This window comes from Actinorugispora endophytica, from assembly GCF_004363075.1.
GTDB lineage: Bacteria > Actinomycetota > Actinomycetes > Streptosporangiales > Streptosporangiaceae > Actinorugispora > Actinorugispora endophytica.
The window spans coordinates 184,185-208,961 of record NZ_SNYN01000003.1 but is presented as its reverse complement, the minus strand read 5'-3'; the positions used below and the strand labels follow the sequence as shown (position 1 = coordinate 208,961).

Genomic DNA, 24,777 nt, shown 5'->3' with positions numbered 1-24,777 from the left:
CGTGGTCGCCGGGTGTCCTGCGGGTCGCGCCGCTGTCAGAGCGCCTGCCCCAGGACGACGAGGGCCGCGCCCAGGGCGGCGAGGAGGGCACCCAGGGCCGTCACCAGCGTGGTGAGGAGCCACGCCTGGTAGGCGGACATGAGGGAGGCCCGCAGCGTCTCGCCGGTGAAGGCGGTCTGGCGGAGCCGGGCGAGCGCCTCGTCCCTGTTCCCGGCCGTGATCTCGGCGCTGATCTCCGAGTAGGCGCGCCCGCCCGTGGCCTTGGCGAGGTTGCCCTTGATCACGTCCGCGAACGCCTTGGCCTGGATCCCGGTCGTCACCGGCCGCCCCGCGGGCAGGCCCTCCTTCTCGGGGAAGGTGATCCTCTGCTCCGCCAGCTCGGCCCGGATCTCCCTCCTGCCGAGCACCCCCCGCACCACCATGACCGGCCCGGCGGCCAGCATGGCGGCGCCGACGGCGGTGAGCAGGATACTCGCGAGCTGACTGAGGGGCATGGGTGCGCTCCATCCGCTTCGGGCCGGACTGCCGTGACCACCATCCACCCCGCCGCCCCCGCCCGCGTGGGGCCACTCGTCACCACCCCCGCGCCGAAGGTCCCCGCCGGCCCTGCTCGATGATCGTGACGCCGGCGCTCCGGAACCGCGCGGCGACGGTGGGGGCGGGTCGAGGCCGCGCCCACGATGACCGTTGCAGGAGGCTTCCGTTGATGGTCTTGAGCCTTCTGCCCGTTTCGGGGCCTTGGAGGGCGGAAAGCCCAAGATCATTCGAGCGAGGGCGGAACCAGCCCTCGAACCACCGCGTCAGGGACACCCGGCGGTCACGCGCGGACCTCCAGCCCCGCCCGCCGTCGCCGCCCGCCGTCACAGGCCCGGAGCGGACCCCGCCCCGACAGAGCCCGAAACACCCCGCGCCGGAGACTCCCAGATCCGGGACAGCGCGCTTCGGGCGGCCGACGCGACCTCGGGGTCGGGGTGGGTCCGGCTCACACTCCGGGCGGCGGATCCGGGCCGCCACGGGCTTTTCCGCGCCTCACCTCGGCACCGGGCGTCCCAGGAGGCGTTCGCCCTCCGCGTGCTCGGCCGCCGCCTCCCCGGCCGCGCCGGTCAGCTCCAGGCCCTTGGCGAGCCAGATCCGGGCCTCGCCCGACTCCGGATCGGCGGCGACGGCGGCGCGGAGTGTGGGGACGGCCTCGCGGGCGTCGCGGAGCAGCTGGGTGCTGCCGCGCAGGACGAGCGTGTCGGGGTGCGCCGGGTGCTCCTCCAGCGCACGGGCCGTGGCCTCCAGGACCCCGTCGTGGTCCCGCAGCGCGGACAGGGCCAGCGCCTCCACGTAGTGGAAGTTCCAGTCCCCTCCCTCGAAGCGCCGAGCGCCCTCGCGCGCGATCCCCGCCGCCTCCTCGTGGCGCTCCAGGTCGTGCAGCGCCAGCGCCGCGACGGCGTACCCGTCGGCGTCGGCGCGCCCCTCGCAGACCAGCCCCCCGGCCGTTTCCCACGCCTGCTCGCACTCTCCCCGTTCCAGGAGCGCCTCCGCCTGCCTGGCGCGGACCCCCGGATGGCCGGGGTTGTCCTCGTACAGGGCGGCGACGATCGGGGGGACGAGGTCAGAGGCGCCCAGGTCCGCGACGGCGTCCAGCTGCCACCGCACGAGCCCGGGGTCCGTCCCCGCCGCGTGCGGGACGGTGGGGTCGGGCCTGCCCAGCGCCGCGCACACCCGCGTCAGGAGGCCGCGCAGCGGCTCGGGAGCCCCCGCCCCCAGCAGCACCCCGACCATCCTGGTCAGCTGCCCGGGCAAAGGACGCTGGCGCAGCGTGGCCAGGAACGCCTCCTCGGCCTCGGTATGGCGGCCCAGGTACATCAGCACCTCGCCGAGCCGGAACCAGTGCCCGGCATCCCCGGGCCGGAGCGCCGCCGCCGCGCGGGCGGGCTCCAGCGCCTGCTCCCACTCGCCCAGAACGCCGTGGACCCTCCTGAGCGCCTCGTGGCAGGCGGGGTCGTCGGGGGCGATCCGGAGGGCCCGCCGCGCCGCCGTCCGGGCCTCATCCGCGCAGCCCCGAAGCTCGACGGCGACCACGGCCAGGACGCACAGTTCGAACTCGCCGTCCGGGGACAGTCGGACGGCGTGCCGCGCGTACGACAGCGCCCGCGAGTAGTGCCCCTCGACGTCGGCGACGAGCGCCGCGTACCAGGCCAGCCCGGCCGGGAAACCGGGGTGGAGGGCGAGCAGCCGCTCGGCCGCCTCCATCGACCCGCCGCCGTCGCCGCGCCTGTTCCGCGTCCGGCTGAGCATGAGCAGCGCCCACTGGTCGTCGGGCTCCGAGGCCAGGATCCGCAGGGCCTCCTGCTCGCACTGCTCGTAGCGGCCCATGTCGAACAGCGCTCTGACGCGGACCTGCCGGTTCCGCCGCTCCCCGGCGACCGGGCCGCTCACCGCCCACCGCCCTTGTCGAGGTAGGCCACCAGGTCGTCGTAGGCGCCGCCCTCGTTGGCGAACATCGCCACCCCCCGCGCCGCCTCCAGCCACGGCCCGGTCGAGGAGCGCACCTCGGTCAGCGCCTCCTCGAAGTCGCCCATGCCGATCATCCGCGCCCTGCCCCTGTCCACCGAGTCCAGCAGCGCCCGTTCGGCCGCCGACTCGCACAGGTGCACCATGTCCGCTCCCGAGAAGCCGTCCGTGGCGGCCGCCAGCGCACCCGTGTCGATGCCTTCGATGGGCCTCCCCTCCAGGTCCGAGCGCAGGATCGCCTCGCGCGCCGAGGCGTCGGGCGGGGTCACCAGGACGGTCCGGTCGAAGCGCCCGGGGCGGCGCAGCGCGGGGTCGACGTCCCAGGGCTGGTTGGTCGCCCCGAGCACGAACACCCCCTCGTTGTCGGTGTCGACGTTGTCCAGCTCGGTCAGGAGCTGGTGGACGGTGGAGTGGGAGGGGTTCCCGCCGTTCCGGCGGCGGCCCAGAGCGTCGAGCTCGTCGATGAAGAGCACGCACGGCGCCCTCCGCCTGGCCTGCTCGAACAGGGCGCTGACGTTGCGCTCGGACTGCCCCACGTACATGTCCAGCACGTCGGAGATCCCCACGGAGACGAAGTCCGCCCCCAGCTCCCCGGCCAGGGCACGGGCCAGGAACGTCTTGCCGCAGCCGGGCGGCCCGTAGAGCAGCAGTCCGCCCTTGAGGCTCTTCCCGTAGAGCTTCCGCAGCCCGGGGTTGCGCACGGGAGCGAGGAAGGCCGCGTTCAGGCGCTGCTTGACCTGCTCCATTCCGCCGACGTCGGCCAGGGTCACACGCGGGCGCTCCGCCTCGTAGCCGTCGCGCCCCGCCTTCTCCGGCGTGCTGGTGACGTAGCGGGGCTCGACGATGTGCTCGACCTCCCCCTCGGCCGCCTCCCAGTCGAAACCGGAGGGGGGCGCGCCCCCGTCGTCCGGGCCGCGCGGGCCGGGGCCGGAGGCGGGCGCGCCCCTGTCGGTGCCGGCCACCGGGGCGGGGGCCAGCGCCCGCGCCATCAGGGCCCGTGCCTGCCCGGATTCCGGTTCGAGGTGCAGCGCCTGTCCGATCTCGGCGATCGCCGCCCCGATGTCGCCTCGGGAGACGAGGAGCTCCGCCAGGTGCAGCCGCAGCGCGATGTCCTGCGGCGCCGCCGCGACAGCCGTCCTCAGACCGTTGATCAGTGCCGGGCTGACGTCCACGATCACTCCCTCTGTCCTCTGCCCCGTTCCAAGGCCGCGTCGCCCTCTATGATCCCGGCTCCGCCGTCCGCGTTCCTCCGGCCCCGAGACCGCGGGCCCCGGAGCGTCGACGGGGGTCGCGGGCGGGTCGGCCGGCATGACGACCGGGGCCGGGGCGAGTCCGGCGGCGCCCTCGGGGGTGGAGATTTTCCCTGGCCATGAGGGCGGGCCGGCGCCCCGGGTCGTATTCTGCGAACAGACGGGGCCGCCGGCGGACGGTCCGGCCCGGGACGCGGCTCCGCGAGGGGGCACGACATGCCGAAGCGAATTCCCGTCCTCGTTCTCCGCTGCGACCTCGGGGACCCCGTCGCCGGCGCCGTCGTGAACGGCGCGCGGACCCCGGACCGGCCTCTCGGGAGCGTGTACCAGGAGGTGGTGGGCCCCCAGGGGCGGCGGAGCCTCCTGCGGTTCTGGCGGGACGCGAGCCTGGGCCACCTGGACCTGCGCGGGTCGCGGCTCTCCCCGGTGCTCGGGATCGACGTCGCGGACGTCGTCGACGCGGACTCGCCCCGGGACGGGCGCGGCGACCCGGAGTGGCGCCTGAGCCGCGGCAGGATGCTCGCCGCCGCGCTCGCCGCGGCCCGCGCGCGCGGCGTGGACACGCAGGCGTTCACGGCCTTCGTCGTGGTCGTGCGCCAAGGACGCCTGCGGTTCGGGGGGCGCGAGGTGGCCCCGTTCACCGGCGGGGCCGTCGGCACGGCCGCGATCGTGCCCATCGGCGCCGACCACTTCACCTTCGCCCACGAGATCGGGCACGCCCTGGGCTTCCCGCACACCTGGGGCGTGCGGACCCCGGCGTGGGGCTGGTTCGACCCGCCCTTCGACCTCACCCGCGAGTACGGCGACCCGTTCTGCGTCACCGGCCGGGTCTTCGCCGAGCACGACTCCGCGTGGCTGGAGCGCAACCCCGTGCACGTCGACTGGCCGGGCAGCACGTTCACCTCCCCGGGCGCCGCCCCCGCGCTGGCCACGGTACACGTGGTCTGGCCGGGCGCGCCGGCGGAGGACCGCTGCGTCCGGCGCCTGGCCCACGAGGAGTGGACCGGCGGCGCCCCGCGCCCCTTCCGGCTCCACCCCGCGGGCGACCGGACCCCCGGGCGCGCCAAGCTCGTCGTGCTGGAGGGGAGCGGCCCCCCGGCGACGCTCGGCCCCGGCGAAGCGGGCCCGCCGGTGGACCCCCGCGACACCTACTACGTCGAGTACCGCCCGCGGCGGGGGTGGGACCGCTCCCTGGTCACCGACCCGGCCCACCGCGCGCGGGCCTGCCCCGCCGTCGTGGTCCACCAGCTCAGGGACACCTCCTCCTGCGTCCCGCCGCGCGACCGGGAGGGGCGGCGGGTCCCCGGGTACGACAGCTCGCTCCCGGCGTGCGCGCGGGGGGAGGGCGCGGACACCGGGGAGGGGCGCCTGCGGTCGGACGGCGTCCAGCTGCACTTCCGGGCGCGCGTCCCCGTGCCCGGCCCGCTGAGCGCCGACTGGCACGACGGCGCGTCGCCGTACCTGCGGGTCGTCGACGCCGCCCCCGACCACTCGTGGGTCGACGTGGTGGTCGGCCCCCCGGTGCGGTCCTCCTTCCGCGACCTGCTGCCGCTGGGCGTCCCCTCGATGCGCGAGGTCCGGCGCGAGCGGCTCTACGGAGGCCGGGACCGGATCACGGCCCCCTGCTTCCCCCAGGGCATGGACTCGGCCTTCTGGGTCGACGCGGTCACCCTGGAGCAGGCGCTGGGCGTCGAACCGCGCGGGTACGGCGGCGGGACCGGTCCGACCGGCGACGACCCCGCTCTGTCCTGGACGGTCGCGGGCCGGCCGGTCCGGGTCCCCGCCATCGGCGAACCGGACGCGCGCGGCACGGTCGTCGGGACCGCGCGGGTCCAGCGGTACGAGGGCGGCGTCCGGCCGACGGTGCGGGACGGCGTCCGCGTCTCCCTGGACTTCGTGGTCCGCGACGACGGCCTGCTGGTGCTGCGCAACCGCCCGGAGGACGGCAACTACCAGGTGGACGTCGCGGTCTCGGCGGTCGACGCGGACGGCGACCCGGCGACCCGGCGGGAGCGGAGCCGGACCCTGGTCGTCCAGGGCCAGGCGCTGACCCTGTCCGGCGACGTGCGCGACGCGGTCAGCGGCTGCCTCGACGACCTCCTGGAACGGGCGCACGACCTCCCCCTCGACCTGTCGGCGGTCCCGCGGCCGCGCCCCGAGCCCTGGCTGGAGCGGGACGACCTGGTGCGCCTGGGACGCGCCTCGACGGCGTACCGGCGGCTGACCCGGTCCGATCCGCACCTGGCCGGCGACCTCGCCCACCTGGTGCGGCTGCGCTACGGGGTGGAGGTCTGAAGCGGCCCGCCCACCGCGGCGGAGGGCCCATCCGGTAGGAATGGTCCTGGTCCGCGCCCTCCCACGGCCGCGAGGGCGGGCGGCACCGGCCGGTGGTCGGCAGGACCGATCCGGGGCCCGGGATGCTTTGCCAGAGGCGTCCCCCGGGAGTTATCGTTTCGATTCGACGGCGCATTCCTTATTGGGGGGCGCATGAGCGAGCCGACATCGCATGGAATGGAATAGAAAAAGAAATGGACCCGGAAGAGACCCAGGTATTGACCTGGACCGGAGAGTTCTCCGCCCCCGAGGACGCCGTCCCCCAATGGGAGGCGGACACGCGGAGCCGACTGGCCTCGGCCATCGAGAGTTTCACCAAACCCCTCAATGACCTGCTGTCCCGGGACGCGAACGAGGGCGACACCCGTATCCTGGTCACCGATTTCCTCGGCGACGGACTCGGCTACAGCAAATACGACGACCTTACGACCGAATACCAGACCAAGGGCGAATCCGTCGACTACGGTCTGAAAATCGGGGATTCGGTCTTCGCCTTCCTCGAAGTCAAGCGCAGCGGGCAGAATCTCGGTTCCCGGAATCTGCGTCCGGCCCGGGCGAGCGCGGCCCAGGAGAAGGTCGAGTGGCTGCTGCTCACCAACGGCGGGGTGTGGCAGGCGTACCACCTGGAGTCCGGCGACGCGGCCCCCGAGCTGATCCTGGACGTCGACCTGCTCGGCGAGGGCGACCCCGCGGCCAAGGCGGACGCCCTGTTCCACCTGAGCAAGGAGGCCGTCGAGCAGGGACGCCTGGAGCACCTGCGCAAGTGGCGCGAGGCGTTGAAGGGCGGTCCTCTCGCCGAGGCCGTGCAGAGCGCCTCCGTGGTGGAGGCCATCCGCGCGGAGGTGCGCCGGCGCACCGGCCACTACGGCCACGTCGGCGACTCCTGGGACGTCCTGCGCGCCCTGCGCGAGGAGGTCCTCCCCAAGGGCCTGGTCTCCTAGGTCGGTACCCCCGGGGAACCTCCGGCGCGGGGGTGGTTCGGTGTCGGGACTCCGCCGGCCGGATCGTCGGGGTGTCCTCGTGTGCGGCGCGGCGACGAGCGGGGGCCGGGGCCGCGCGGAGAGCCCCGGTTCGCGGTCCCCCAGGCCCCTGTCCGGTGATCCTGCCGCTTCCTCCGAGATCCTTGATCTCAGGGGGAAAACAGCAAGACCATCAACAGGAACCGCGCGAGACGGGCACCGTGGGCGCGGCCCCGACCGGCACCCGCCGTCGCCGCCCGCCGTGGCAGGCCCCGAGCGGACCCCGGCCCGACAGAGCCCGGACCGCCCCCGCGGGAGACTCCACCGTCCGCTGACGCGAGGTCTCCGCCCGGTCGGACGCGGAGGGCCGCCCGGCCGCCCCTCCGCCCTCGGCCGGGGCGGGGCCTCCCGCCGACGGCCGGGGTTCGTCGCCCCCTTCGGGACCTTCGGTCCCGCTTTCGCACCCTTTGGCCCCGGTTCTCCGGAACCTGTTCTACTGTCGACTGGAGAACCGCCCCAGCAGGGCGCGTATCTCCCGACGACGAGAAGGGCTGGGATGACCGTCACAGTGGGACCGACCGGCGACCGATCACCAGGAGAGGCCGCGAACGAGCCGCCCATGGTGATCCAGGGGGGTATGGGAGTGGGGGTGTCCGGGCACCGGCTCGCCAACGCCGTGGCGCGGGCCGGCCAGCTCGGGGTCGTCTCGGGAGTCGCGCTGGACCTGCTCCTGGCCCGGCGGTTGCAGCAGGGTGACCCTGACGGGGCGATGCGCCGGGCCGTGGCCCGCTTCCCGGTCCCCGAGATCGCCGAACGGCTCCTGGACCGCTACTTCGTGCCGGGCGGCCTTCCCGAGGGCCGCTCCTACCGCCCGGTCCCCCGGCTGGGGCTCCGCGACAACAGGCACCGCACCGAGCTGACGGTCCTGGGCAACTTCGTGGAGGTCTCGCTCGCCAAGGAGGGCCACGACGGCGTCGTGGGGATCAACTACCTGGAGAAGATCCAGCTGGCCACCCCCGCCGCCGTGTACGGGGCGATGCTCGCCGGTGTCGACTACGTCCTGATGGGCGCGGGCATCCCCTCGGAGATCCCCGCGCTGCTGGACGCGCTCGCCGAGAACCGGCCCGGCCGCGTCTCGGTCACCGTCGAGGGCGCCGCCTCCGGGCAGCGCCACAGCATCGGCGTCGACCCCGGGGACGTCGCTCCCGGGCTCGCGCCGCCGCGCAGGCCGAAGTTCCTGGCGATCGTCTCCGCCACCGCCCTGGCCCTGTACCTGAACCGCTCCCCCGCCACGCGCCCCGACGGCTTCGTCATCGAGGGGCCGGTCGCGGGCGGGCACAGCGCGCCGCCGCGCGGCAGGCTCCAGCTGGACGAGGCCGGCGAGCCGGTGTACGGCCCCCGCGACGAGGTGGACCTGGCCAAGGTCTCCGCGCTGGGCCTGCCGTTCTGGCTGGCGGGCGGCCGCGCGGACCACGACGGGTTCACCCGGGCCCGGGCCGCGGGCGCGGCGGGCGTCCAGGTGGGCACGGCGTTCGCGCTGTGCGCGGAGTCGGGGCTCTCCCCCGATCTGAAGCAGCGACTGCTCGACGACGCGGCGGAGGAGGTCCTGGAGGTCCGCAACGACCCCCGCGCCTCCCCCACCGGCTTCCCGTTCAAGGTCGCGCAACTGCCCGGGACGGTGGCCGACGAGCGCGTGGCGGCCGCGCGGCCGCGCCTGTGCGACCTCAGCTACCTGCGCACGCCCTACCTCAAGGACGACGGGGCGGTGGGGTACCGGTGCCCCTCCGAACCCGTCGACGACTACGTGCGCAAGGGCGGCGCCGTCGAGGAGACCGAGGGCCGGCGCTGCCTGTGCAACGGCCTGCTGGCCACCATCGGCCTGGGCCAGCACCGCCCCGACGGCTACGTCGAGGCCCCGCTGGTCACCCTGGGCCAGGACCTGGACTTCCTGCGCGACCTCCAGGAGCGTCACCCCGGCGGCCACTCGGCGGCCGACGTGCTGGCCCGCATCCTGGGCGGGGAGGGCGGCGGCTGAGCCGCAGGGGCGTCAGCGGGCCAGGTAGCCGCCGTCCACCGGGTAGTAGGAGCCGGTGACGAAGCTCGACGCGTCACCGGCGAGCCAGCCGACCAGCTCGGCGACCTCCTTCGAGGCCCCCAGGCGGCCGAGGGGGTGCAGGCCGACGAGCGCGTCCATCGCCTCCCGGTCCAGATTGGCCTCCAGCAGCGGGGTGCGGATGAAGCCCGGTCCCACGGCGTTGACGCGGATGCCGTCGGCCGCGTGCTCCAGCGCGGCGCTCCGGGTGAGCCCGACAACCCCGTGCTTGGCCGCCACGTAGGCGCTGGAGTTCACGAAGCCCACCGCGCCCAGGATGGAGGCCATGTTGACGATCGAGCCGCCGCCGCTCCCGCGCATCGCCCGCACGGCGGCGCGGGTGCAGTAGAAGACCCCGTCGAGGTTGACGCCGATCACCCGGCGCCACCCCTCGGTGCTGTGGTCGCCCACGGGCGCGGACTCTCCGCCGATCCCCGCGTTGTTGACGGCCACGTGCAGGCCGCCGAACCGCTCGACGGCGGCGGCGGCCATGGCGTCGACGGAGTCGGGGTCGGTGACGTCCACCCGCACCGGGTGCGCCTCGCCGGGCAGCGCCTCGGCGGCGCGCGCCGCCGCGTCCTCGTCGATGTCGGCGAGGACGACCCGCGCCCCCGACGCCGAGAGCACCCGGGCGCACTCCAGGCCGATCCCCGACGCCGCCCCCGTGACGACCGCGACCCTGCCGTCCAGTCCGTAGTCCGCCATCGAACTCCGCTCCCCTCTGTCGTCCTGCGGCAACGTTAGGCAGCGGGACGTCCGCCGGGCGGGACCCGGGAAGGGCGTGTCTCCCCGCCGGCGCCTGGGGCAGCGCGTCCGGCGGGGGCGGAGGCCGCACGCGGCCCCGGGGCGCTACTGCTCCAGCGCCGCGTCCAGGGTGATGGGCGTGGCGGCCAGGGCCTGGCTCACCGGGCAGCCGGCCTTGGCGTCCTCGGCGGCCTTGACGAAGTCCTCGGCGGAGATGCCGGGGACCTCGCCGCGGACGGTGATGTGGATGCCCTTGATGCCCTCACCCGGCTGGAAGGTCACGTCGGCCTGGGTGCGCAGCTTGGTCGGCGGGGTCCCGGCCTGGGCCAGGCCGTTGCTCAGGGCCATGGAGAAGCAGGACGAGTGGGCGGCCCCGATGAGCTCCTCGGGGCTGGTCAGCCCGCCGTGGGACTCGGCGCGGGCCTTCCAGTTGACCTCCTGCTGGGGCAGGTTCGACGAGTCGAAGAAGACCGTTCCCCTCCCCTCGAACAGGCTTCCCTCCCACTCGGCGTGCGCGGTGGAGACGATCGGCATGGCAACTCCCGTGTATGTCGGTTCTGCGGTTGTTCTTGACGCTGTGCCCGCCAAAGGCGCGCACGGCACCGATCATCCCCGATTCCGGGCCCGGTTTCACAACCGGGCCGTCGCGGGCGCGCCGCGCTCGCCCGCCCCCGCCGCCGATTCACTTCCGGCACACGATTGGTTTAGACCTATTGGTCTATGACGAACCACCCGCCGCCCCGACCAGGGCGGCCCGGTCTCGGTCCCGGGACCGGCCCCGTCGCGGCCGTCGGCCCCGGGGAGAGACCGAGCACCGGACCGCTCCCGGTTCGGCGGCGTTCCCGCCCCGGACGGGTACGCTCGTGCGCTCCACGCAACGCCCGGGGCCGACGGCCCTTCCGGGCCCACGAGAGGACTGGCGATGATCCACGCACGGCCACCGGCGGAGCGGACCACGACCCCCGGCGAACTCCTGGACTCCCTGGCCGCGAAGCTGGGCGCCCGGGCGTCGGCGGCCGCGGTCCACGGCGATCCCATCGAGTGCGGCGGGGTGACGATCATCCCGATCGCCAGGGTCGGGTACGCGTTCGGCGGCCGCACCGGAACGGGGACCGGGCGTGTCGGGCGGGGCGAGGGCGGGGGAGGCGGCGGAGGCGTGTCGGCGGTGCCCGTCGGCTACATCCGGGTCGCCGACGGCCAGGCCGTGTTCAAACCGATCCACGAACCGGTGAAGTCGCTGGTCGTCCCACTGGCCGTGATCGCCGGGATCACGGCCGTGCAGATCGTGCGCACCGCCCTCAGGCGCTGACCGGTACCCGCCCGCCGGGTCCGGCGGGCCCGGCGCGGGTATCAGTGGATCGCGTTCGGGGCGCGCCGTCGCCCCGATTCCCGGGATTGTTCCGATGACTGGGGGTAGCGTCGCGGCATGGGCGACATCAGAACAGGAACGGCTTCGTGGACGGACCCCTCACTGGTCGAATCCGGCTGGTATCCCGCCGACGCCGCCACCCCCGCGCACCGGCTCGCGCACTACGCCTCCCGCTTCCCGATCGTGGAGGTCGACTCCACCTACTACTCCCCTCCGGCGGAGCGGACCGCGCACCTGTGGGCGGAGCGGACCCCCGACGGCTTCACCTTCAACATCAAGGCGTTCTCCCTGTTCACCCACCACCCCACCCGGGTCTCGGCGCTACCGGTGGACCTGCGCGCGGCCGCGGGCAGGGCCGTCAACCGCAAGGGCAACCTGTACCTGCGCGACACCGCCCCCGAGCTGGTGGAACAGATGTGGGAGCGCTTCCTGGCCGCGCTCCGGCCGCTGGAGCGGGCGGGCAGACTCGGCGCGATCCTGCTCCAGTTCCCGCAGTGGTTCCCCGTCGGAGAGGCCAACCGGCGCTACCTGCTGGCCTGCCGGGACCGGTGCGCGCCCATGCGGGTGTGCGTGGAGTTCCGCAACCGCACCTGGATGAGCGAGGAGAACAGGGACGAGACACTGGGCTTCCTCCGCGGGAACGACCTGCCGTACGTCTGCGTGGACATGCCGCAGGGCCACTCCAGCTCGGTCCCGCCGGTCGCCGAGGCCACCTCCGACCTGGCCGTGGTGCGCTTCCACGGCCGCTCCGAACACTGGGCGAGCGGGGACAAGCAGCGGCGGTTCGGCTACCGCTACTCCGACGAGGAGCTGGCCGAGTGGGTGCCCCGGCTGGGCCGCCTCGCCGAGGACGCGGACACCGTGCACGTGCTGTTCAACAACTGCCTGCGCGACCACGCCCCGCGCAACGCCGAGCGGTTCGCCGAACTGCTGCGCGCCGACGGGCAGCCGGTCGTCCCGGCCCCGGAACCGCGGGCCGCGGAACGCGCGGACCTCGAAATATAACAAACAGGTGTATTTTCCTCTTTTCGGGAACCCGCCCCCTCCGCGCCGCGTCGCACTATCCGGCCGCCGTCGCACGGCGGCCGGACCCCCACCCCCCGAGTACGACAGGGCGAACATGGACATCCAGCAGCTCCAGGGACTCCAGCGGCTCATCATGCGCCAGCGGATCCGCCCGATGGTGAACCAGTACCAGATCCACGCGGCCGACGCCGAGGGCGGCGAGGGCCCGATGGTGGCGTTCGCCCAGCAGAAGCGGCTGGCCTTCAAGGAGCAGGTCACCCTCTACACCGACGACAGCAAGCAGTACCCGGTGCTGGGCTTCAAGGCGCGCAGCGTCGTCGACCTGGGCGCCACCTACGACGTCACCGACCCCTCGGGCGCCCCGATCGGCCTGTTCCGCAAGGACTTCAAGCAGTCGCTGCTGCGCTCCACCTGGCACCTCGAGCAGCCGAACCTGGGCCAGGTCACCGGGCAGGAGCGCAACACCGCGATCGCCGTGCTGCGCCGCTTCATCGAGATCTTCTCGTACGTTCCCTTCCACTTCGACTTCGTCGCCAACGGCGAGGTCGTCTTCTCGGTGGACAAGAGGTGGGGGCTGCGCGACCGCTACACCATCGACATCCCCAACCCGTACATCGACCGCCGCCTGGTCATCGCCATGGCCGTCGGTCTGGACGCGCTCCAGGGCCGCTGACCCGGGCTCTCCGCCATCCGCCCCGAACCCGTCGTCCGCCGCCCCTCCGAGCAGTGGGACCATGGAGGCCGGGCAGGGCAACGGGGGAAGGGCGGACGGTGGACGTTCACGAGTTGGCCGATCGGGTTCGGCGCTCCAGCTACGGGGCGGCCGGCGCCGACGCGGTGGAACGGCAGGTCACGGCGATCGCCGCGCGGTTGGCGGAGTACGCGGAGGACTTCGGCTACTCCCCCGGGTCGCTGGGCGAGGAGCAGGCCGAGGTGCTGGCCGAGGTGTACCTCGCCGAGCGCGACGTTCCCGTGGTGGAGGCCGAGCACATCCGGGACATGTACGAGGCGCACGAACCCGGGTCCGTCCCGCACAACGACGACATCGCGGTGCTGGCCGTGGACGGGGACCACTGGGACGACTACGCGGTGATGAGCTCCGCCGACGCCCAGCACAAGGGCATGGTCGCGGTCTACCACGCGGGCCTGCTCGCCGAGCGCCTCAACGGGGCCGAGCTCACCGACGAGCTCGCCGAGGAGATCGCCTGGGAGGTCACCAGCGAGGTCTCCCCCCGCTGAGCGGCCGGAACGGAGCGGGGGACCTCCTCTCCGAGGTATCCGGAAAGCCACCAAGAAGTCACCCTCCGTCCCGGGCGCGTCACTTCCCTCGAGCGGCCGCGATCGTTTATTACTCAGGGGTCGCGTCTCCTGACGGAAGGTCCCACCGCACATGCGTCCTCGCGTCCGACGCCTTGCCTCCGCCGCGATCAGCATGATCGCGGCCGCCCTGCTCGTCCTGTCCGGCTCGGGAGTGGCCCACGCCGCCCTCACCCCGAAGCAGCTGCGAACGGTCACCGACCAGTACCTGTTCGAGTACACGCTCGCCTCGTTCACCGCCACCCGGGCCCAGCAGCCCTACGCCGACCAGCTGGACTGGAGCTCCGACGCCTGCTCGTGGTCGCCCGACGCACCGCTCGGCTACGACTTCACCACCAGCTGCAACCGGCACGACTTCGGCTACCGCAACTACAAGCTCCAGTCCCGCTTCACCGAGGAGAACCGGCTGCGCATCGACGACCGGTTCCGCGAGGACATGTACTCCTCGTGCGGGGGCAACCCGCTGTGCCGGGGCGTGGCCAACATCTACTACAGCGCCGTGCGGCAGTTCGGCGGCTCCAGCTCCAGCACCGCCGAGGCTCTGAGCAGGGCGAACGTCGACGAGAGGGTCGAGAACTACGTCCGGGCCCATCTGGCGGCGCACGCCACGCGGTAGCAGGGCGCGGGTCCGCCGGTCCCGCGCCCCTCCCGGCGCCCGCCCGGGGGAGCGCGGTCCGGCGGGGACCGCTACCGCGCCTGGCAGCCCGGGCACCAGTAGAGGGTCCGGGCCGCCAGCCGCTCCGAGCGGATCGGCGCGCCGCACCGACGGCACGGTTCACCGGTGCGGTAGCAGACGTAGAAGGACTCCTCGCGCGGAACCGGGTCGGCGGCGGGGTCGCCCCGGTCCTCGGGCCGGGTGGTGACGATGCGGCCGCACTCCACGCCCGCCTCCAGCAGGCCGGTCAGGTCCGCCCACAGCGCGTCCCATTCGGCGCGGGTCAGGTCGCGTCCGGCGCGGTGCGGTTCGACACCGGCCCGGAACAGCGCCTCGGCGCGGTAGATGTTGCCGACCCCCGCGATGACGTCCTGGCGCATCAGCAGCGCCGCGATCGTGCTGCGGGACCTGCCGACCGTCCGCCACGCCCGTTCGGGGTCGGCGTCCGCGCGCAGCGGGTCGGGGCCCAGCCGGTCCTGGACCGCCCGCTTGCCCGCTTCGTCCAGGACCTCGCAGGCCGAGGGGCCGCGCAGGTCGACCCAGCTGTCGGCCGCGACGAGCCGGACCCGCACCGCGCCGACGGGCGGCGGCGCCGCGAAAAAGCCGTCGGCATCGCGCGCGGGTGTCCGCGAGGCGCCCGGGACCGCCTCTCGCGGCATCGCCAGACCGTACTCGCCGTCGGCGTCGCCGAAGGTCAGGGCCCCGTAGAGGCCCAAGTGGATCCGGAGCCACTCGCCGTGGCCGAACCCCAGGAACAGATGCTTGCCGTACGCCTCCGCCTCGGCCATGACCCGTCCGTCGATCCGGGCCGCCCCCTCCGCGAAGCGGCCCTGGGGGCTGGAGACGCGCAACCGCCGGCCTCCGTAGAACTCGGCGAAGTGGTTCGCCAACCGGTGCAGCATGTGGCCTTCGGGCACCGTGCCGTCCTCTCCCGCAGTCGTCGCCAGGCCATGGGTGCGGCCGCCCGGCCGATTCGCACCCTATCCCCGCCTTCGACGGGGCCTCCGGACCCCTCGGATCGAACACCTGTCCTCGTATTTTCGGTGGCCTGTTTTTGCCAGACCTCTTGACATCACCACACAATCAGACATATTCAAATAGAAACACACACGAAACCAAGCCAAAGCCCCACGGAAAGCGAGTATTGGCGCGGCATGCCAGCCCCTGAACGCCACCGGCGGTCCCCGGTGTGCGAACCCCAGGCCGCCGGACCATGAAACGAGTACGCATGATCCTTACCGTCACCCCCAACCCCAGCGTCGACCGAACCCTGGAGATCGACGCTCTGGTACGCGGAGAGGTCCTTCGGGCTCGCGTCGCGCGGGCCGAGGCCGGCGGCAAAGGGGTGAACGTCTCGCGGGCACTGTGCCGCCACGGCGTCGCCACCAGCGCGGTGCTTCCGGTCGGCGGGGCCGAAGGCGCCCAGCTCACCGATCTCCTCGCGGAGGGCGGTGTGTCCGCCGTGGCCGTGCCCATCTCCGGTGCGACCCGCAGCAACATCACCGTGACCGAGACCGACGGCACCACCACCAAGCTCAACGTCTCGGGCCCCGCGCTGAGCGAGGCCGAGACGGACGCGCTCCTGGCGGCCGTGGACACCGGGCTCGCCGAGGAGCCGCGCTGGCTGGTGGCCAGCGGAAGCCTCCCCTCGGGAGTCTCCGGGGACTTCTACGTGCGTCTGGCCCGCCGCGCCGCCGAGCGCGGCGTCCCGGTCGCCCTCGACACCTCCGGCACCCCGCTGGAGACCGCGGCCCGCTCCGGCTCCCTGTCGCTGCTCAAGCCCAACCAGGAGGAGCTGTCCGAGCTCCTCGGCCGCGAACTTCCCACCGTCGGAGACGTCGTGTCCGGCGCGCGGGAGGTCCTGGACTGGGGCAACGAGGCCGTGCTGGTGACCCTGGGCGCCCACGGCGCGCTCCTGGTGCGCCGCGAGCACTCGTGGCTCGCCCGGGGCCCCCAAGTGGTGCCGCGCAGCACGGTCGGCGCGGGCGACTGCTCGCTGGCCGGATACCTGTCCGCGCGCGAGGCCGCCCCGTCGGAGCGGCTGCGCAGCGCGGTGGCGTGGGGAGCGGCCGCCGTGGCGCTTCCCGGAACGACCGTCCCGGGCCCCGACGAGATCGACCCCGCCGCGGTCGACATCGTCGAGGACCCCGACCCCGCACTGATCATCAAGGAACTCTGACCCGTCCCCCCAAAGGAGAAGACATGCCCCAGCGAACCGCGACCATCGGCTCCTCCGTCGGCCTGCACGCCCGTCCCGCCACCCTGTTCGTGCAGGCGGCCACCGCGACCGGCCTGGCCGTCACCATCGCCAAGGAGGACGGCGCCCCCGTCGACGCCCGCAGCCTGCTGTCCGTCATGGCCCTGGGCGCGGGCAACGGCGCCAAGGTCACCCTGACCGCCGAGGGCGACGGCGCCGAGGCCGCCCTGGACGACCTCGTCCGCCTGCTCGAGATCGACCACGACGCGGCCGCCGCCTGACCTGTTCCGTTCGGGAGCCCCCGGACACGCGCACGACCCCCGCCGTTGCCCCCCTCCGGCGGGGGTTCCTCCGTCTCAGGCACCGTCGGGGCCGGCGGCGGAGCCTCTCCCCCCGGCCAGCACGACCTCCTCGGCCAGGGCTTCGGGGGCGTGCAGGCAGCGCCAGACCGGGGCGCGCAGGACCGGCAGTCCCGTCACCTCCCGGAGCCGGTGCAGGCGCTTGAGCAGCCGGCGCAGCCCGCGGCCGTCGCCGGTGCGGTCCACCAGGACCAGGACCGGACCGTCCGGGGTGTCCACCCTCAGGTCCACGCGGTGGCCCCGCACCACGGGGGCGAGGTCGACCCCGCCCGACACCCGCCGCAGCGCGGCGGCCAGGGCGGCCAGGGCCTGGTCCGGATCGGCGCCGGGCGGCTCCTCCGCCAGGTCCGCGAGGGTGGCCAGGACCCCGCCGGCGCCGCGCCAGAAGCCGCGGTCCCCCACCACGGCGAGCAGCCCGACCGCCGCGGTCAGGACCGGGTTCCACCGTTCGGGCCCGGACAGGTCCCGCGCCGTCGGACTCCTCGCCCCCGCCCCGCTCAGCACGGGGGACACCACGAGCACGTCGCACGGGCGCGGACCGAACGCGTGCGGCGCCTCGATCCGCACCTCGCGCAGCAGCCTGCGGTCCACCAGCCGGCGCAGCAGCGCGCGCTGCCGGAAGAACGGGCTGGCCACGCCCAACTCCATCCGCTCGGGCAGCCGCGCGTCCAGTTCCGCCAGCACCCCCACCGCCCGGTACGCCTCCTCCCGGTTGACGAAGGAGCCCCAGCCCTCCCGCTCGCACTCGCCCACCGCGTCGTGCCACCGCACGGGCCGGTCGGCGCACGCCAGCGCGCGGGTGTCGGTGAGCACGGCCGACCGGCCGCCGTAGCCGTACCGGTCGGCCGTCTCCGCGAGCAGCGGGTGGGAGCGGTCGTGCTCGTCCAGCCACAGCACCCGCCCGCCCGCCTCGGTCCCGGCCCGCGCCAGCGCGCGGTACGCCGAGGTCCCGGGGCCGCCCAGCGCGCGCTCGGCGATCCAGCGCGGAACCGCGTCGGAACGGGCGCCGCGGCCGGCCTCCTCGGCCGGGACCCGGGCGGGCGCGCGGCGCGCCGGGTCGCCGACGGCCAGCACGCGCCGTGCCCGGTACAGCAGCGGCAGCGCGGCCGCGACCCCGCACCGGTCCGCCGCGTCGAGGATCACCAGGTCGAACATCCCCGCCCTCGGGGGCAGCCAGCGCGCCCGGCCCACCTCCACCGCCCGGGCCGGGACCGCGGTGAGCGACTGCTCCAGCCCGGGCCAGGCAAAGTCCTCCGACCGCCAGTTCAGGCACTCCAGGCGGCCGGCGAGGGCCTGGTACCCCTCGGCCCGCCGACGCTCCACCACCGCCGCCAGGTACCCGGTCGCCGTGTCCCGGTGCGCGGCCGCGGCCTCCTCCAGGTCCCCGTAGAGCTCCTCCAGCGCGGTCGTGCGGCGCCACACGTCGACCGCGGCCCTCCAGGCCGCCTCGACCCGGGCGATCTCGCACACCCGCGCCAGGTCCTCGGGGGTGACGAGCGCCCCCAGGCGCCGCCGGACGACCGAGCGCCGGAAGCGGTCGATCCCGAACCGGCCGCTCCCCCGTTCCACCAGGCGCAGCCAGTCCTGCGGTCTTCTGCCGCGGAACAGCGCCTCGGGGTCCCAGCCCGCGGCGACGATCCGGCCGCGCGCGTCCGCCAGGAGCGCGAGATCGCGCTCGGTCCGCGAGATCGCGTCGATGGCCAGCCGTGCGACGCACGACGCGGCCCAGGTCCGGCTCGCCTCCGCCCACCACCCCGCCGGATCCTCCTCCCCCCCGGTGTGCGGCAGCCCCTTCAGGAACTCGGCCTCGGCCTCCAGCAGCTCGGGCCCGCCGGTACGCACGACCAGGTGGTCCACGCCCGCCTCCGCGCCCGCGCGGGCGGCGAAGGCGTCGGCGGCGGCCCGGTCCGGCCCGGCGTAGAGCACACTCTGGCCGGCCGCGACCGCGGTGTGCGCGACGGCCGTCACGAGCGCGTCGGCCCCGGTTCCGGGCGGGGCCGCCACCACCGTGAGACGGCGGTTCATCACCGCCTCCAGCACCCGGTGGTGGGACTCGCTCAGGGCGGTCGCGGCGACGGGCAGGACCGGCGCGGCGCTCCCGGCCCCGGGTCCGGGCCCACCGGTGAGGCAGTCCAGTGCCGTCTCCCCGACGCGCGCCACGTCCAACCCGTCGTCGGAGGTGTCGTCGAGGTCGTCGAGCAGCGGGCTGACCGCCTCCGCTCCGGCGCGGAACACGACGGCGACGTTGCGGGCTCCCGGCCGCGTCCCGGCGCGGTCGAACCCGCCGCCCAGCGCGCGGGTGTCGATGTCGTCCACCCGATCGATGCCCAGGTGGGCCAGCACCAGCCTGGTCGTGGCCGCGAGGTCGCGTACGCCGCCCTTCCCGCGCTGGGCGCGCCACCAGGCGCGCAGCGGCTCGTGTTCGGCGTCCGCGGCCACGAGCGCGGGGTTGACCTCCGGCGGCCCGAGCGCGCGCAGCACCGGCTCGTCGTCCCCGGGGCGGACCTCGACGTCCATGACGAACAGCGGGGCCGCCCGCTGGGACGGGACGTCCCCGCTTTCGGAGACCCCCCGCTCCAGGACCATCGGGTAGCCGTAGCGCAGCGCCTGCCCGCACCGGGCCGCGGCATCGGCCAGGCGCAGGACGGCGCGGGTGGCCGCCACCGCGTCGGCGGCACCGCTGATCAGGGACTCCCTTCGGGCCGGGAGGACCACCCAGCCGTCCGGATCGGCGGGGTCGAACAGGTGCGTGCGCACCTCGGTCCTCACCAGGGCTTCACGGTGGTGGGCCAGGAGGAGACGCCACCGCCCCTCGTCCAGCGGCTCGACCCGCTCCGGCGGGGCCGCGGGCGCCCGGACCGTCTCGTGGGCGGCGTCGGCCTCGCGGTCGCGCCGCAGCCGCAGGGCGAGCGCCGCGGCGGCGGCGCCGAACGCCGCGACCTCGGTCTCGGGGTCGGGCCCCCGTCCGGGGAACTCCCTGGGCTCGGTCCGGTCCGGGTCGTCGCCGTCCACCAGCAGGAGTTCGACCGCGGCGGCGGTCTCGGCCGCGAGTTCGGGGGCCAGCCCGGTCGACGGCAGTTCGATCCGGAGTCGGTCGCGCAGCTCCCGCGCGGTTCGGCACTCCCAGAGCAGCCCGGCGGTGAGAACCTCGATCTCGGCGGCCAGGTCCGCGTCGGCGCCGCTCTCCACGGGGGGTGTCGGGGGCGGCTCGGGGTCCGCGGGCGGCGCCCCGGCCCCCTCCACGCGGGCCCGCGCCAGGGGTACGGGCTCCGCTCCGGTGATGAGCGCGGGCGGGCAGCCGGTCCCGTCGAAGGCGGAGCGCAGGTACTCGTCCAGGTCGGCGGTGTCGATCCAGCCGTCGCCGTCGCGGTCGGGCGCCGCGCCCCCGAGCGCGTCCGCCACGCTCAGGGCGAAGGAGACGGCCGTGCCATCGGCCCGGTGGACGCGGTCGGCCGCGGTGTCGGCGATGACGACGCACCGGTCCGCGGGGAACACCCGGCGGATGTCGAGCCGGGGGACCGTCCGGGTGCGCCCGTCCGGGCCGTCGTCGGACCAGCCGCTGTAGTGGCAGCCGAGCAGCACGACCGTGGAGCGCGCCGCTCCCTCGCGGATCGCCGCGCCCACGGCGGCCAGTTCGACCGCGTCGTGCCCGGGGCGGCGCCCCTCCGGCGCGGCCGGGAAGTACAGGGCGCCCTCCCCGGTCTTGACGATCCCCCCGTTCAGCGCGAGGACGAGGACGTCGGCCGGTCCCGCCGCGGCGAAGAAGGAGCGCAGTCCCTCCAGCAGTCGTGACCGGCCCGGATCGGTCAGGGTGCGGACCTCGTCGAAGGCCGCGCCGGTCAGCGCCGAACGCAGCGCCCTGTTCTGCGCCCCGGCTCCGTCGCGCCGGACCACGGCGCCCACCGTCCCGGTGACCGCCACGAGCAGCGCTCTGCGCTCCCACCTCCTCATGGCGCGCCCGCCCCGAACGGTGTCTGAAGTATGTGAATTGACCGCACGCGGCACCCCTGGACTCCCCGCTGACCGACCCGACCGTGTCACCAAGTGATGAATTCATCACGTAAAGCAACCAATTGCATTGTCGCGATCGGCGGCCCCGCGCGTGGGGAATATCCGAAAAAACAAGGACTCCCCTGCCCCGGCCGCGCCGGAGGGGGAGTCCCGCGTGGGCGCGGTCCTGGTCCCGGGGTCAGATGTCGAGGCCCTCCTCGATACCGCGAAGCTGGTGGCGGGCCATCGCCAGGTTCGCGCGGCCCCGGTCCAGCGCCAGGTAGATGAAGAGCCCCTGCCCCTTCCGGCTGCTGAGCGGCCGGATGATGTGGTACTGCTTCCCCAGCGTGATGAGGATGTCCTCGATCGCGTCGTTGATGCCGAGTTGGTCGATGGTGCGCACCTTGGCCCGCACCACCTCGGTGTTCCCGGCCGAGGCGACCGTGACGTCGAGGTTCTGGGCGGTGGTCAGGGAGCCCAGGGCCATCCCGCTCCCGTAGTCGACCACAGAAGCGGCGATCGCGCCTCCGATCGCCATCATTTCCTTGAGTCCGGTGTCCAGGTCAGCCATGGTCAGTCCTTTTCCGTTGGGGGGCGAGTACGTCGGTTCCGGTGGTCCGCTCCGCTGTTCCGACCGCTTCACCAGCAACTTCTCGATGCGCCGGATGATCCGCACCCTCAGGTCGCCTCGGCCCTGACCATGACGCGCCCCGGCAGTCCGGCCGGGGGCGCGCACAGGGACCTCAACGCGCCGAGCACTCGTTCGAGGGTGGCCCGGTCCGGCGGGGACCACCCCCCTCCCGTGCCTCGCGCCGGCCGGCCCGGGTTCGGGGCCCGCCGGAGCGACACCGCGCCGCCGTCGGCCCCGCCCACCGCGTACCGCCGCCTGGGGAGCGGACCCCCCGTCCAGGCGGGCGGCCCCGCGTCGGCGTCCGCCCCCAGCCGCGCGGCCAGGCGACGCAGCGCCTGTCGTCCGAGCGCGAGGTTGCCGCCGCCCCGGTCCAGCCGGAGCTGGAGCCGGCAGCGCGAGCGGCCCGGCACCCGCACGACCGCCACGAGCAGGTACTCGTACCGGGTGGTGAGCACCAGGTCCTCCAGGGCCCCGGCGATCTCCATCGAAACGAACGCCGGATTATCGGCGATCGCGTGAACGACGCCTGCCGCTCCCCGGTTCTCCTCCCGGGGAAACGCGGTGTCGTGGCCGAATTCGGCCACGACACGGCCCGAATCCAGCAGGGATATGCTCCGCGCGCCGGGAATCTCCAGGATCGCCTTCAGGTCGCCGTCGATCGCGAACACCGTGTTCCTTCACTGTGTCGGTACAGCTCGCCGTTTCGAATTGAACAGCTTCGCCGCAAACGTCATCGCTTCGGGACAGCAGTGAGAATATTCGGCCGCGCGCGACTTGCGCAGGGGTTCGGTCGAAAAAAAGAATTCAAACCATAGAGTAGTTACTAAGTCACTTAACAATCGGGCGCGGACGGCGTGGAAGACCGAGGTCACGGCCGAGGGGGGCGCCTCTCCCCTGCGGGCCGCGGCCGGATCCGGTCAGTCCCGCTCCGCGCGGCGGGAGGGCAGGACGAGCACCAGGCCCACGAGCGCGAGGAAGGGGGCCGCGTAGATGAGGAACTCGGCCGCCCGGTCGAAGGCGGCGCTCCCGCCGTCGTCGCCGCCGCCCAGCCTCCGAAGCAGGTTCGTCAGGGTGGTGTCGGCGCTGTCGCGGTCCCTGACGCTGTTGGCCAGGCCCGCCAGGTCGTCTCCGCGCAGACCGAACCGGTCGTTGGACACCCGGCCGCTCGCGGCACTGGAGACGACGCGGCCGCCGGGGTCGACCAGGTAGACGATGACCGGCATGTCGCTCTCGCCCTGCACCAGCTCGGCGACGTTCCCCGATCCCCGCCGCGCCACCGCGCTCTCGTACTCCACCGCTTCGCTGGGCAGCAGCGCCACCCTGACCCGGGCGGGGACCGCGGCGAACCGATCGGCCAGCTCCTCGGCGCGGGCCGCCCCCAGGTCGGTCCTCAGGCAGGGGGGCACGTGCAGCGGCGAGTCGGCCAGCGACTCCGCGGCCCTGGAGATGACGTCCCCGCGCAGCACCGTCTCCAGCTGCGCCAGGCTCCGGAGCAGCTCGCCGGGGGCCGCCCATGAGCCGACGGTGGCGAGCGCCCCCTTCGGACCGGCCCCGTCCCCTCTCCCCGCCAGGTGGGGCCGGAAGCCCCCGTCGTGCCAGACGTAGAGGACGGCCGCCCCCTCGGCCCGCCCCTCGTGCATGTCCTCGGCGACCGCGTCCGGATCGGCCTCCACCGCGGGGAGCACGGCGACCCGGGTGGTCGTGTCCTCCCCGAGGACGCCGGCGACGGAGTCCGCGGTGATCGACGGGAACCGGTCGGAGACCCGCGGGTGCACGAGGGGTCGACCCTCCCGCACCGCCTCGAGGATCTCGGGGGCCGGATCACCGCCGAGCTCGGCCGCGAGCGGGTCCGGCGCTCCCCCGCCGTCGGTTCCGTCGGCCGCGGCCGGCGGAACCGAGAGCACCGCGAACACCACGGCCGCACCCGCGGCAGCCGCTTTCACCATGATCCTGACCATCGTCCCCCCGGACCCGACCCCCTGTGCGGGCGCGGGAGAAGAACCCCCCGACTCCGCTCCCGCGCCCCCGCCGCTCCCCACTCCGGGCGACGTCCGTGACCTCTAACGCACCACCCCGACCAGACATTCCACTTCCTCGGCCAACCCGTCCGCCGGCCGGCGGGGAAGGCCCCCGGCCCCTTCCCCGTCTCTTCCCGGGGCCGTCCGATAACGAAGACCACAGGTGAGAGCCGATTAACACCAAGATCATCGATAATGCGGACTGCCACCGAGCTCCTGGGAAAATACGCGCTGACGCCTCCGGCCGTGCCGAGCGCCCCGAAAACCTCGCATAACGGGAGAGGAACAAAGGCCGGTACGATTTCGGAGGGCGTATTCCCGTAAAGCATCGGAGCCTTCTCCCGAAACACCTTTCTCCTTGAGCAGTACCGCCGCCGATCAGGGATCCGAGGCAATTGCACTCGTCCGGACCACGGAAACCGCACCGCCGGACCGGCCTCTTCCCCCGGCGGTCCGGCCCCCGGCCCGGAGCCCCACCACGACCGCCGCGTGACCCGGCGCGGGGGACGGACGAGGCCGCCCCGCGTCCCGCCCCCTCCGGCGGCCCCCGCCCGGCCCGCTGACCGAAATGCCCCCGAGGGGCGCCTCCCACCGTCCCGGACGGCTTCCCATGTCTGACATGTCGACTGATTCATGAAGAGACAGGCCGCCACGCTCACCTTATGGCTACTTAGAGTTATTATTACCAAGCCCATAGTCACAAAATTTGGTCTTGGCTATTCCGGAAGCGCTCAACGTCTGCTTGAATTCCAGATGCCGATAACTATTGGCCCGCGACTGTCCTAAACCACGGGGGGAGCAGGGACGTTGAGCGGTCTGAGCACCATGTGCGATCGCGGGACAACCGCCGCCGAGAGCGGCGACGACGAGGTCTTCGATCCAGGGTCACTGACGAAAGCGCAAGTCATGGGGGATGCCTGCGCGGTCTGCCACACGCGGTGGCCACGGCCGCGAGATCCACTGGGCGAGCTGCCCGACGGAACCGAGGTGTACGGCTGCGCCGAGTGCGCGGAGATCGCCGCCGACCATCGCCGCGCGAGCATGTTCGACCACATGTTCGCGGCCCACTGACCCCCTCACGGGGAGGCGCGCCGCGAAGCGGGAAGGCCGGATCGAGACAGAGAGCGCTCCGGGGCCAAGGAGGGGTGTGGCCCCGGAGCGCTTCCCGTTGACGTGCTCGCCGCCCCGGGAGGAGGGGTGCGCGAGCACGCCGGCCTTCGGCCGTCCCGCGCCGCACCGCGGCGCGGGACTCCGGGGACCACGGTACTCCGTGTAGCGTCCGTACGACCGTGAGTAGGAGAACTTCACCGGTCCCGGTGGAGTTCCGCTACCCG

General features: G+C 74.1%; 21 protein-coding genes. 11 read left to right on the top strand and 10 right to left on the bottom strand.

The genetic code is table 11. The annotated features are described in order from the left end of the window. Positions 1 to 35: 35 nt before the first annotated feature. The 3 genes from EV190_RS07055 to EV190_RS07045 all read right to left on the bottom strand — a co-directional run bounded on the left by EV190_RS07055 (position 36) and on the right by EV190_RS07045 (position 3,680). Positions 36 to 494, bottom strand: coding sequence for a hypothetical protein (locus EV190_RS07055; RefSeq protein ID WP_133740650.1), 459 nt, complete (start codon positions 492 to 494; stop codon positions 36 to 38). 535 nt (positions 495 to 1,029) lie between these two features. Continuing rightward, the gene (locus EV190_RS07050; protein WP_133740649.1) at positions 1,030 to 2,427 is read right to left on the bottom strand and encodes a tetratricopeptide repeat protein; all 1,398 of its coding nucleotides are present in this window, start codon (positions 2,425 to 2,427) and stop codon (positions 1,030 to 1,032) included. Then, on the bottom strand, positions 2,424 to 3,680 hold the full coding sequence (locus EV190_RS07045; RefSeq protein ID WP_243742411.1) for an ATP-binding protein: 1,257 nt from the start codon (positions 3,678 to 3,680) through the stop codon (positions 2,424 to 2,426). Before EV190_RS07045 ends, EV190_RS07050 begins: the two co-directional genes overlap by 4 nt. Positions 3,681 to 3,968: 288 nt before the next feature. Here EV190_RS07045 and EV190_RS07040 point away from each other — a divergent pair, with 288 nt between their 5' ends. The 3 genes from EV190_RS07040 (at position 3,969) to EV190_RS07030 (ending at position 9,080) form a co-directional block, all read left to right on the top strand. Continuing rightward, positions 3,969 to 6,047, top strand: coding sequence for a hypothetical protein (locus tag EV190_RS07040; protein ID WP_133740647.1), 2,079 nt, complete (start codon positions 3,969 to 3,971; stop codon positions 6,045 to 6,047). A gap of 233 nt (positions 6,048 to 6,280) precedes the next feature. Further along, entirely contained in the window at positions 6,281 to 7,027 is a 747-nt protein-coding gene (locus tag EV190_RS07035) for a hypothetical protein (RefSeq protein ID WP_133740646.1), read from the top strand. Between the two features lie 574 nt (positions 7,028 to 7,601). After that, positions 7,602 to 9,080, top strand: a complete 1,479-nt coding sequence (locus EV190_RS07030; RefSeq protein WP_133740645.1) for a nitronate monooxygenase — start codon at positions 7,602 to 7,604, stop codon at positions 9,078 to 9,080. A 12-nt stretch (positions 9,081 to 9,092) separates the two neighbouring features. Here the strand turns inward: EV190_RS07030 and EV190_RS07025 are convergent, their stop codons facing one another. Continuing rightward, positions 9,093 to 9,842 (bottom strand): SDR family NAD(P)-dependent oxidoreductase, encoded by a 750-nt coding sequence (locus EV190_RS07025; RefSeq protein WP_133740644.1) that lies wholly within the window; start codon positions 9,840 to 9,842, stop codon positions 9,093 to 9,095. 144 nt (positions 9,843 to 9,986) lie between these two features. After that, a complete protein-coding gene (locus EV190_RS07020; RefSeq protein ID WP_133740643.1) occupies positions 9,987 to 10,415 on the bottom strand; it encodes an OsmC family protein in 429 nt (142 codons plus the stop codon). A 388-nt stretch (positions 10,416 to 10,803) separates the two neighbouring features. On the opposite strand from EV190_RS07020, the gene EV190_RS07015 reads away from it, so the two are divergent. From EV190_RS07015 to EV190_RS06995, 5 genes are all read left to right on the top strand, one after another. After that, on the top strand, positions 10,804 to 11,190 hold the full coding sequence (locus EV190_RS07015; protein ID WP_133740642.1) for a spore germination protein GerW family protein: 387 nt from the start codon (positions 10,804 to 10,806) through the stop codon (positions 11,188 to 11,190). Positions 11,191 to 11,307: 117 nt separating this feature from the next. Beyond that, a complete protein-coding gene (locus tag EV190_RS07010; protein WP_133740641.1) occupies positions 11,308 to 12,255 on the top strand; it encodes a DUF72 domain-containing protein in 948 nt (315 codons plus the stop codon). 115 nt (positions 12,256 to 12,370) lie between these two features. Continuing rightward, complete coding sequence (locus EV190_RS07005; protein ID WP_133740640.1) at positions 12,371 to 12,949, top strand: hypothetical protein; 579 nt, start codon at positions 12,371 to 12,373, stop codon at positions 12,947 to 12,949. A 113-nt stretch (positions 12,950 to 13,062) separates the two neighbouring features. Then, positions 13,063 to 13,515: a hypothetical protein gene (locus EV190_RS07000; RefSeq protein WP_243742410.1), complete on the top strand. Its 453-nt coding sequence runs from the start codon at positions 13,063 to 13,065 to the stop codon at positions 13,513 to 13,515. 151 nt (positions 13,516 to 13,666) lie between these two features. Next, positions 13,667 to 14,209 (top strand): phospholipase, encoded by a 543-nt coding sequence (locus EV190_RS06995; RefSeq protein ID WP_133740638.1) that lies wholly within the window; start codon positions 13,667 to 13,669, stop codon positions 14,207 to 14,209. Positions 14,210 to 14,280: 71 nt separating this feature from the next. On the opposite strand, the gene EV190_RS06990 is transcribed toward EV190_RS06995, so the two are convergent. Next, entirely contained in the window at positions 14,281 to 15,165 is an 885-nt protein-coding gene (locus tag EV190_RS06990) for an Fpg/Nei family DNA glycosylase (RefSeq protein ID WP_133740637.1), read from the bottom strand. A 311-nt stretch (positions 15,166 to 15,476) separates the two neighbouring features. On the opposite strand from EV190_RS06990, the gene pfkB reads away from it, so the two are divergent. Together pfkB and EV190_RS06980 are read left to right on the top strand one after the other, a co-directional pair. After that, positions 15,477 to 16,427 carry a 1-phosphofructokinase gene (pfkB, locus tag EV190_RS06985; RefSeq protein WP_133740636.1) on the top strand — a complete coding sequence of 317 codons (951 nt, stop codon included), beginning with the start codon at positions 15,477 to 15,479 and terminating at the stop codon, positions 16,425 to 16,427. 23 nt (positions 16,428 to 16,450) lie between these two features. Continuing rightward, entirely contained in the window at positions 16,451 to 16,726 is a 276-nt protein-coding gene (locus EV190_RS06980; protein ID WP_133740635.1) for an HPr family phosphocarrier protein, read from the top strand. A 75-nt stretch (positions 16,727 to 16,801) separates the two neighbouring features. Here EV190_RS06980 and EV190_RS06975 read toward each other — a convergent pair whose 3' ends face one another. The 4 genes from EV190_RS06975 to EV190_RS06960 all read right to left on the bottom strand — a co-directional run bounded on the left by EV190_RS06975 (position 16,802) and on the right by EV190_RS06960 (position 23,371). Then, positions 16,802 to 20,755 carry an AAA domain-containing protein gene (locus EV190_RS06975; RefSeq protein ID WP_133740634.1) on the bottom strand — a complete coding sequence of 1,318 codons (3,954 nt, stop codon included), beginning with the start codon at positions 20,753 to 20,755 and terminating at the stop codon, positions 16,802 to 16,804. 238 nt (positions 20,756 to 20,993) lie between these two features. Next, a complete protein-coding gene (locus EV190_RS06970; protein WP_133740633.1) occupies positions 20,994 to 21,365 on the bottom strand; it encodes a hypothetical protein in 372 nt (123 codons plus the stop codon). Between the two features lie 107 nt (positions 21,366 to 21,472). Beyond that, the gene (locus tag EV190_RS23315) at positions 21,473 to 22,093 is read right to left on the bottom strand and encodes a hypothetical protein (RefSeq protein ID WP_166655398.1); all 621 of its coding nucleotides are present in this window, start codon (positions 22,091 to 22,093) and stop codon (positions 21,473 to 21,475) included. Positions 22,094 to 22,342: 249 nt separating this feature from the next. After that, positions 22,343 to 23,371, bottom strand: coding sequence for a hypothetical protein (locus tag EV190_RS06960; RefSeq protein WP_133740632.1), 1,029 nt, complete (start codon positions 23,369 to 23,371; stop codon positions 22,343 to 22,345). 978 nt (positions 23,372 to 24,349) lie between these two features. Between EV190_RS06960 and EV190_RS06955 the strand changes: the two genes are divergently transcribed. Continuing rightward, positions 24,350 to 24,514 (top strand): hypothetical protein, encoded by a 165-nt coding sequence (locus tag EV190_RS06955; protein ID WP_394345498.1) that lies wholly within the window; start codon positions 24,350 to 24,352, stop codon positions 24,512 to 24,514. The last annotated feature ends 263 nt before the right edge of the window (positions 24,515 to 24,777 follow it).

Bases quoted from the DNA above. Each gene is read 5' to 3' on its own strand.
- EV190_RS06970 (WP_133740633.1), bottom strand. From the start codon at position 21,365: ATGGCTGACCTGGACACCGGACTCAAGGAAATGATGGCGATCGGAGGC.
- EV190_RS07035 (WP_133740646.1), top strand. From the start codon at position 6,281: ATGGACCCGGAAGAGACCCAGGTATTGACCTGGACCGGAGAGTTCTCC.
- EV190_RS06960 (WP_133740632.1), bottom strand. From the start codon at position 23,371: ATGGTGAAAGCGGCTGCCGCGGGTGCGGCCGTGGTGTTCGCGGTGCTC.
- EV190_RS06995 (WP_133740638.1), top strand. From the start codon at position 13,667: ATGCGTCCTCGCGTCCGACGCCTTGCCTCCGCCGCGATCAGCATGATC.
- EV190_RS07010 (WP_133740641.1), top strand. From the start codon at position 11,308: ATGGGCGACATCAGAACAGGAACGGCTTCGTGGACGGACCCCTCACTG.
- pfkB (WP_133740636.1), top strand. From the start codon at position 15,477: ATGATCCTTACCGTCACCCCCAACCCCAGCGTCGACCGAACCCTGGAG.
- EV190_RS07040 (WP_133740647.1), top strand. From the start codon at position 3,969: ATGCCGAAGCGAATTCCCGTCCTCGTTCTCCGCTGCGACCTCGGGGAC.
- EV190_RS06975 (WP_133740634.1), bottom strand. From the start codon at position 20,755: ATGAGGAGGTGGGAGCGCAGAGCGCTGCTCGTGGCGGTCACCGGGACG.
- EV190_RS07005 (WP_133740640.1), top strand. From the start codon at position 12,371: ATGGACATCCAGCAGCTCCAGGGACTCCAGCGGCTCATCATGCGCCAG.
- EV190_RS07055 (WP_133740650.1), bottom strand. From the start codon at position 494: ATGCCCCTCAGTCAGCTCGCGAGTATCCTGCTCACCGCCGTCGGCGCC.
- EV190_RS07020 (WP_133740643.1), bottom strand. From the start codon at position 10,415: ATGCCGATCGTCTCCACCGCGCACGCCGAGTGGGAGGGAAGCCTGTTC.
- EV190_RS07025 (WP_133740644.1), bottom strand. From the start codon at position 9,842: ATGGCGGACTACGGACTGGACGGCAGGGTCGCGGTCGTCACGGGGGCG.
- EV190_RS07015 (WP_133740642.1), top strand. From the start codon at position 10,804: ATGATCCACGCACGGCCACCGGCGGAGCGGACCACGACCCCCGGCGAA.
- EV190_RS06955 (WP_394345498.1), top strand. From the start codon at position 24,350: ATGGGGGATGCCTGCGCGGTCTGCCACACGCGGTGGCCACGGCCGCGA.
- EV190_RS07030 (WP_133740645.1), top strand. From the start codon at position 7,602: ATGACCGTCACAGTGGGACCGACCGGCGACCGATCACCAGGAGAGGCC.
- EV190_RS06980 (WP_133740635.1), top strand. From the start codon at position 16,451: ATGCCCCAGCGAACCGCGACCATCGGCTCCTCCGTCGGCCTGCACGCC.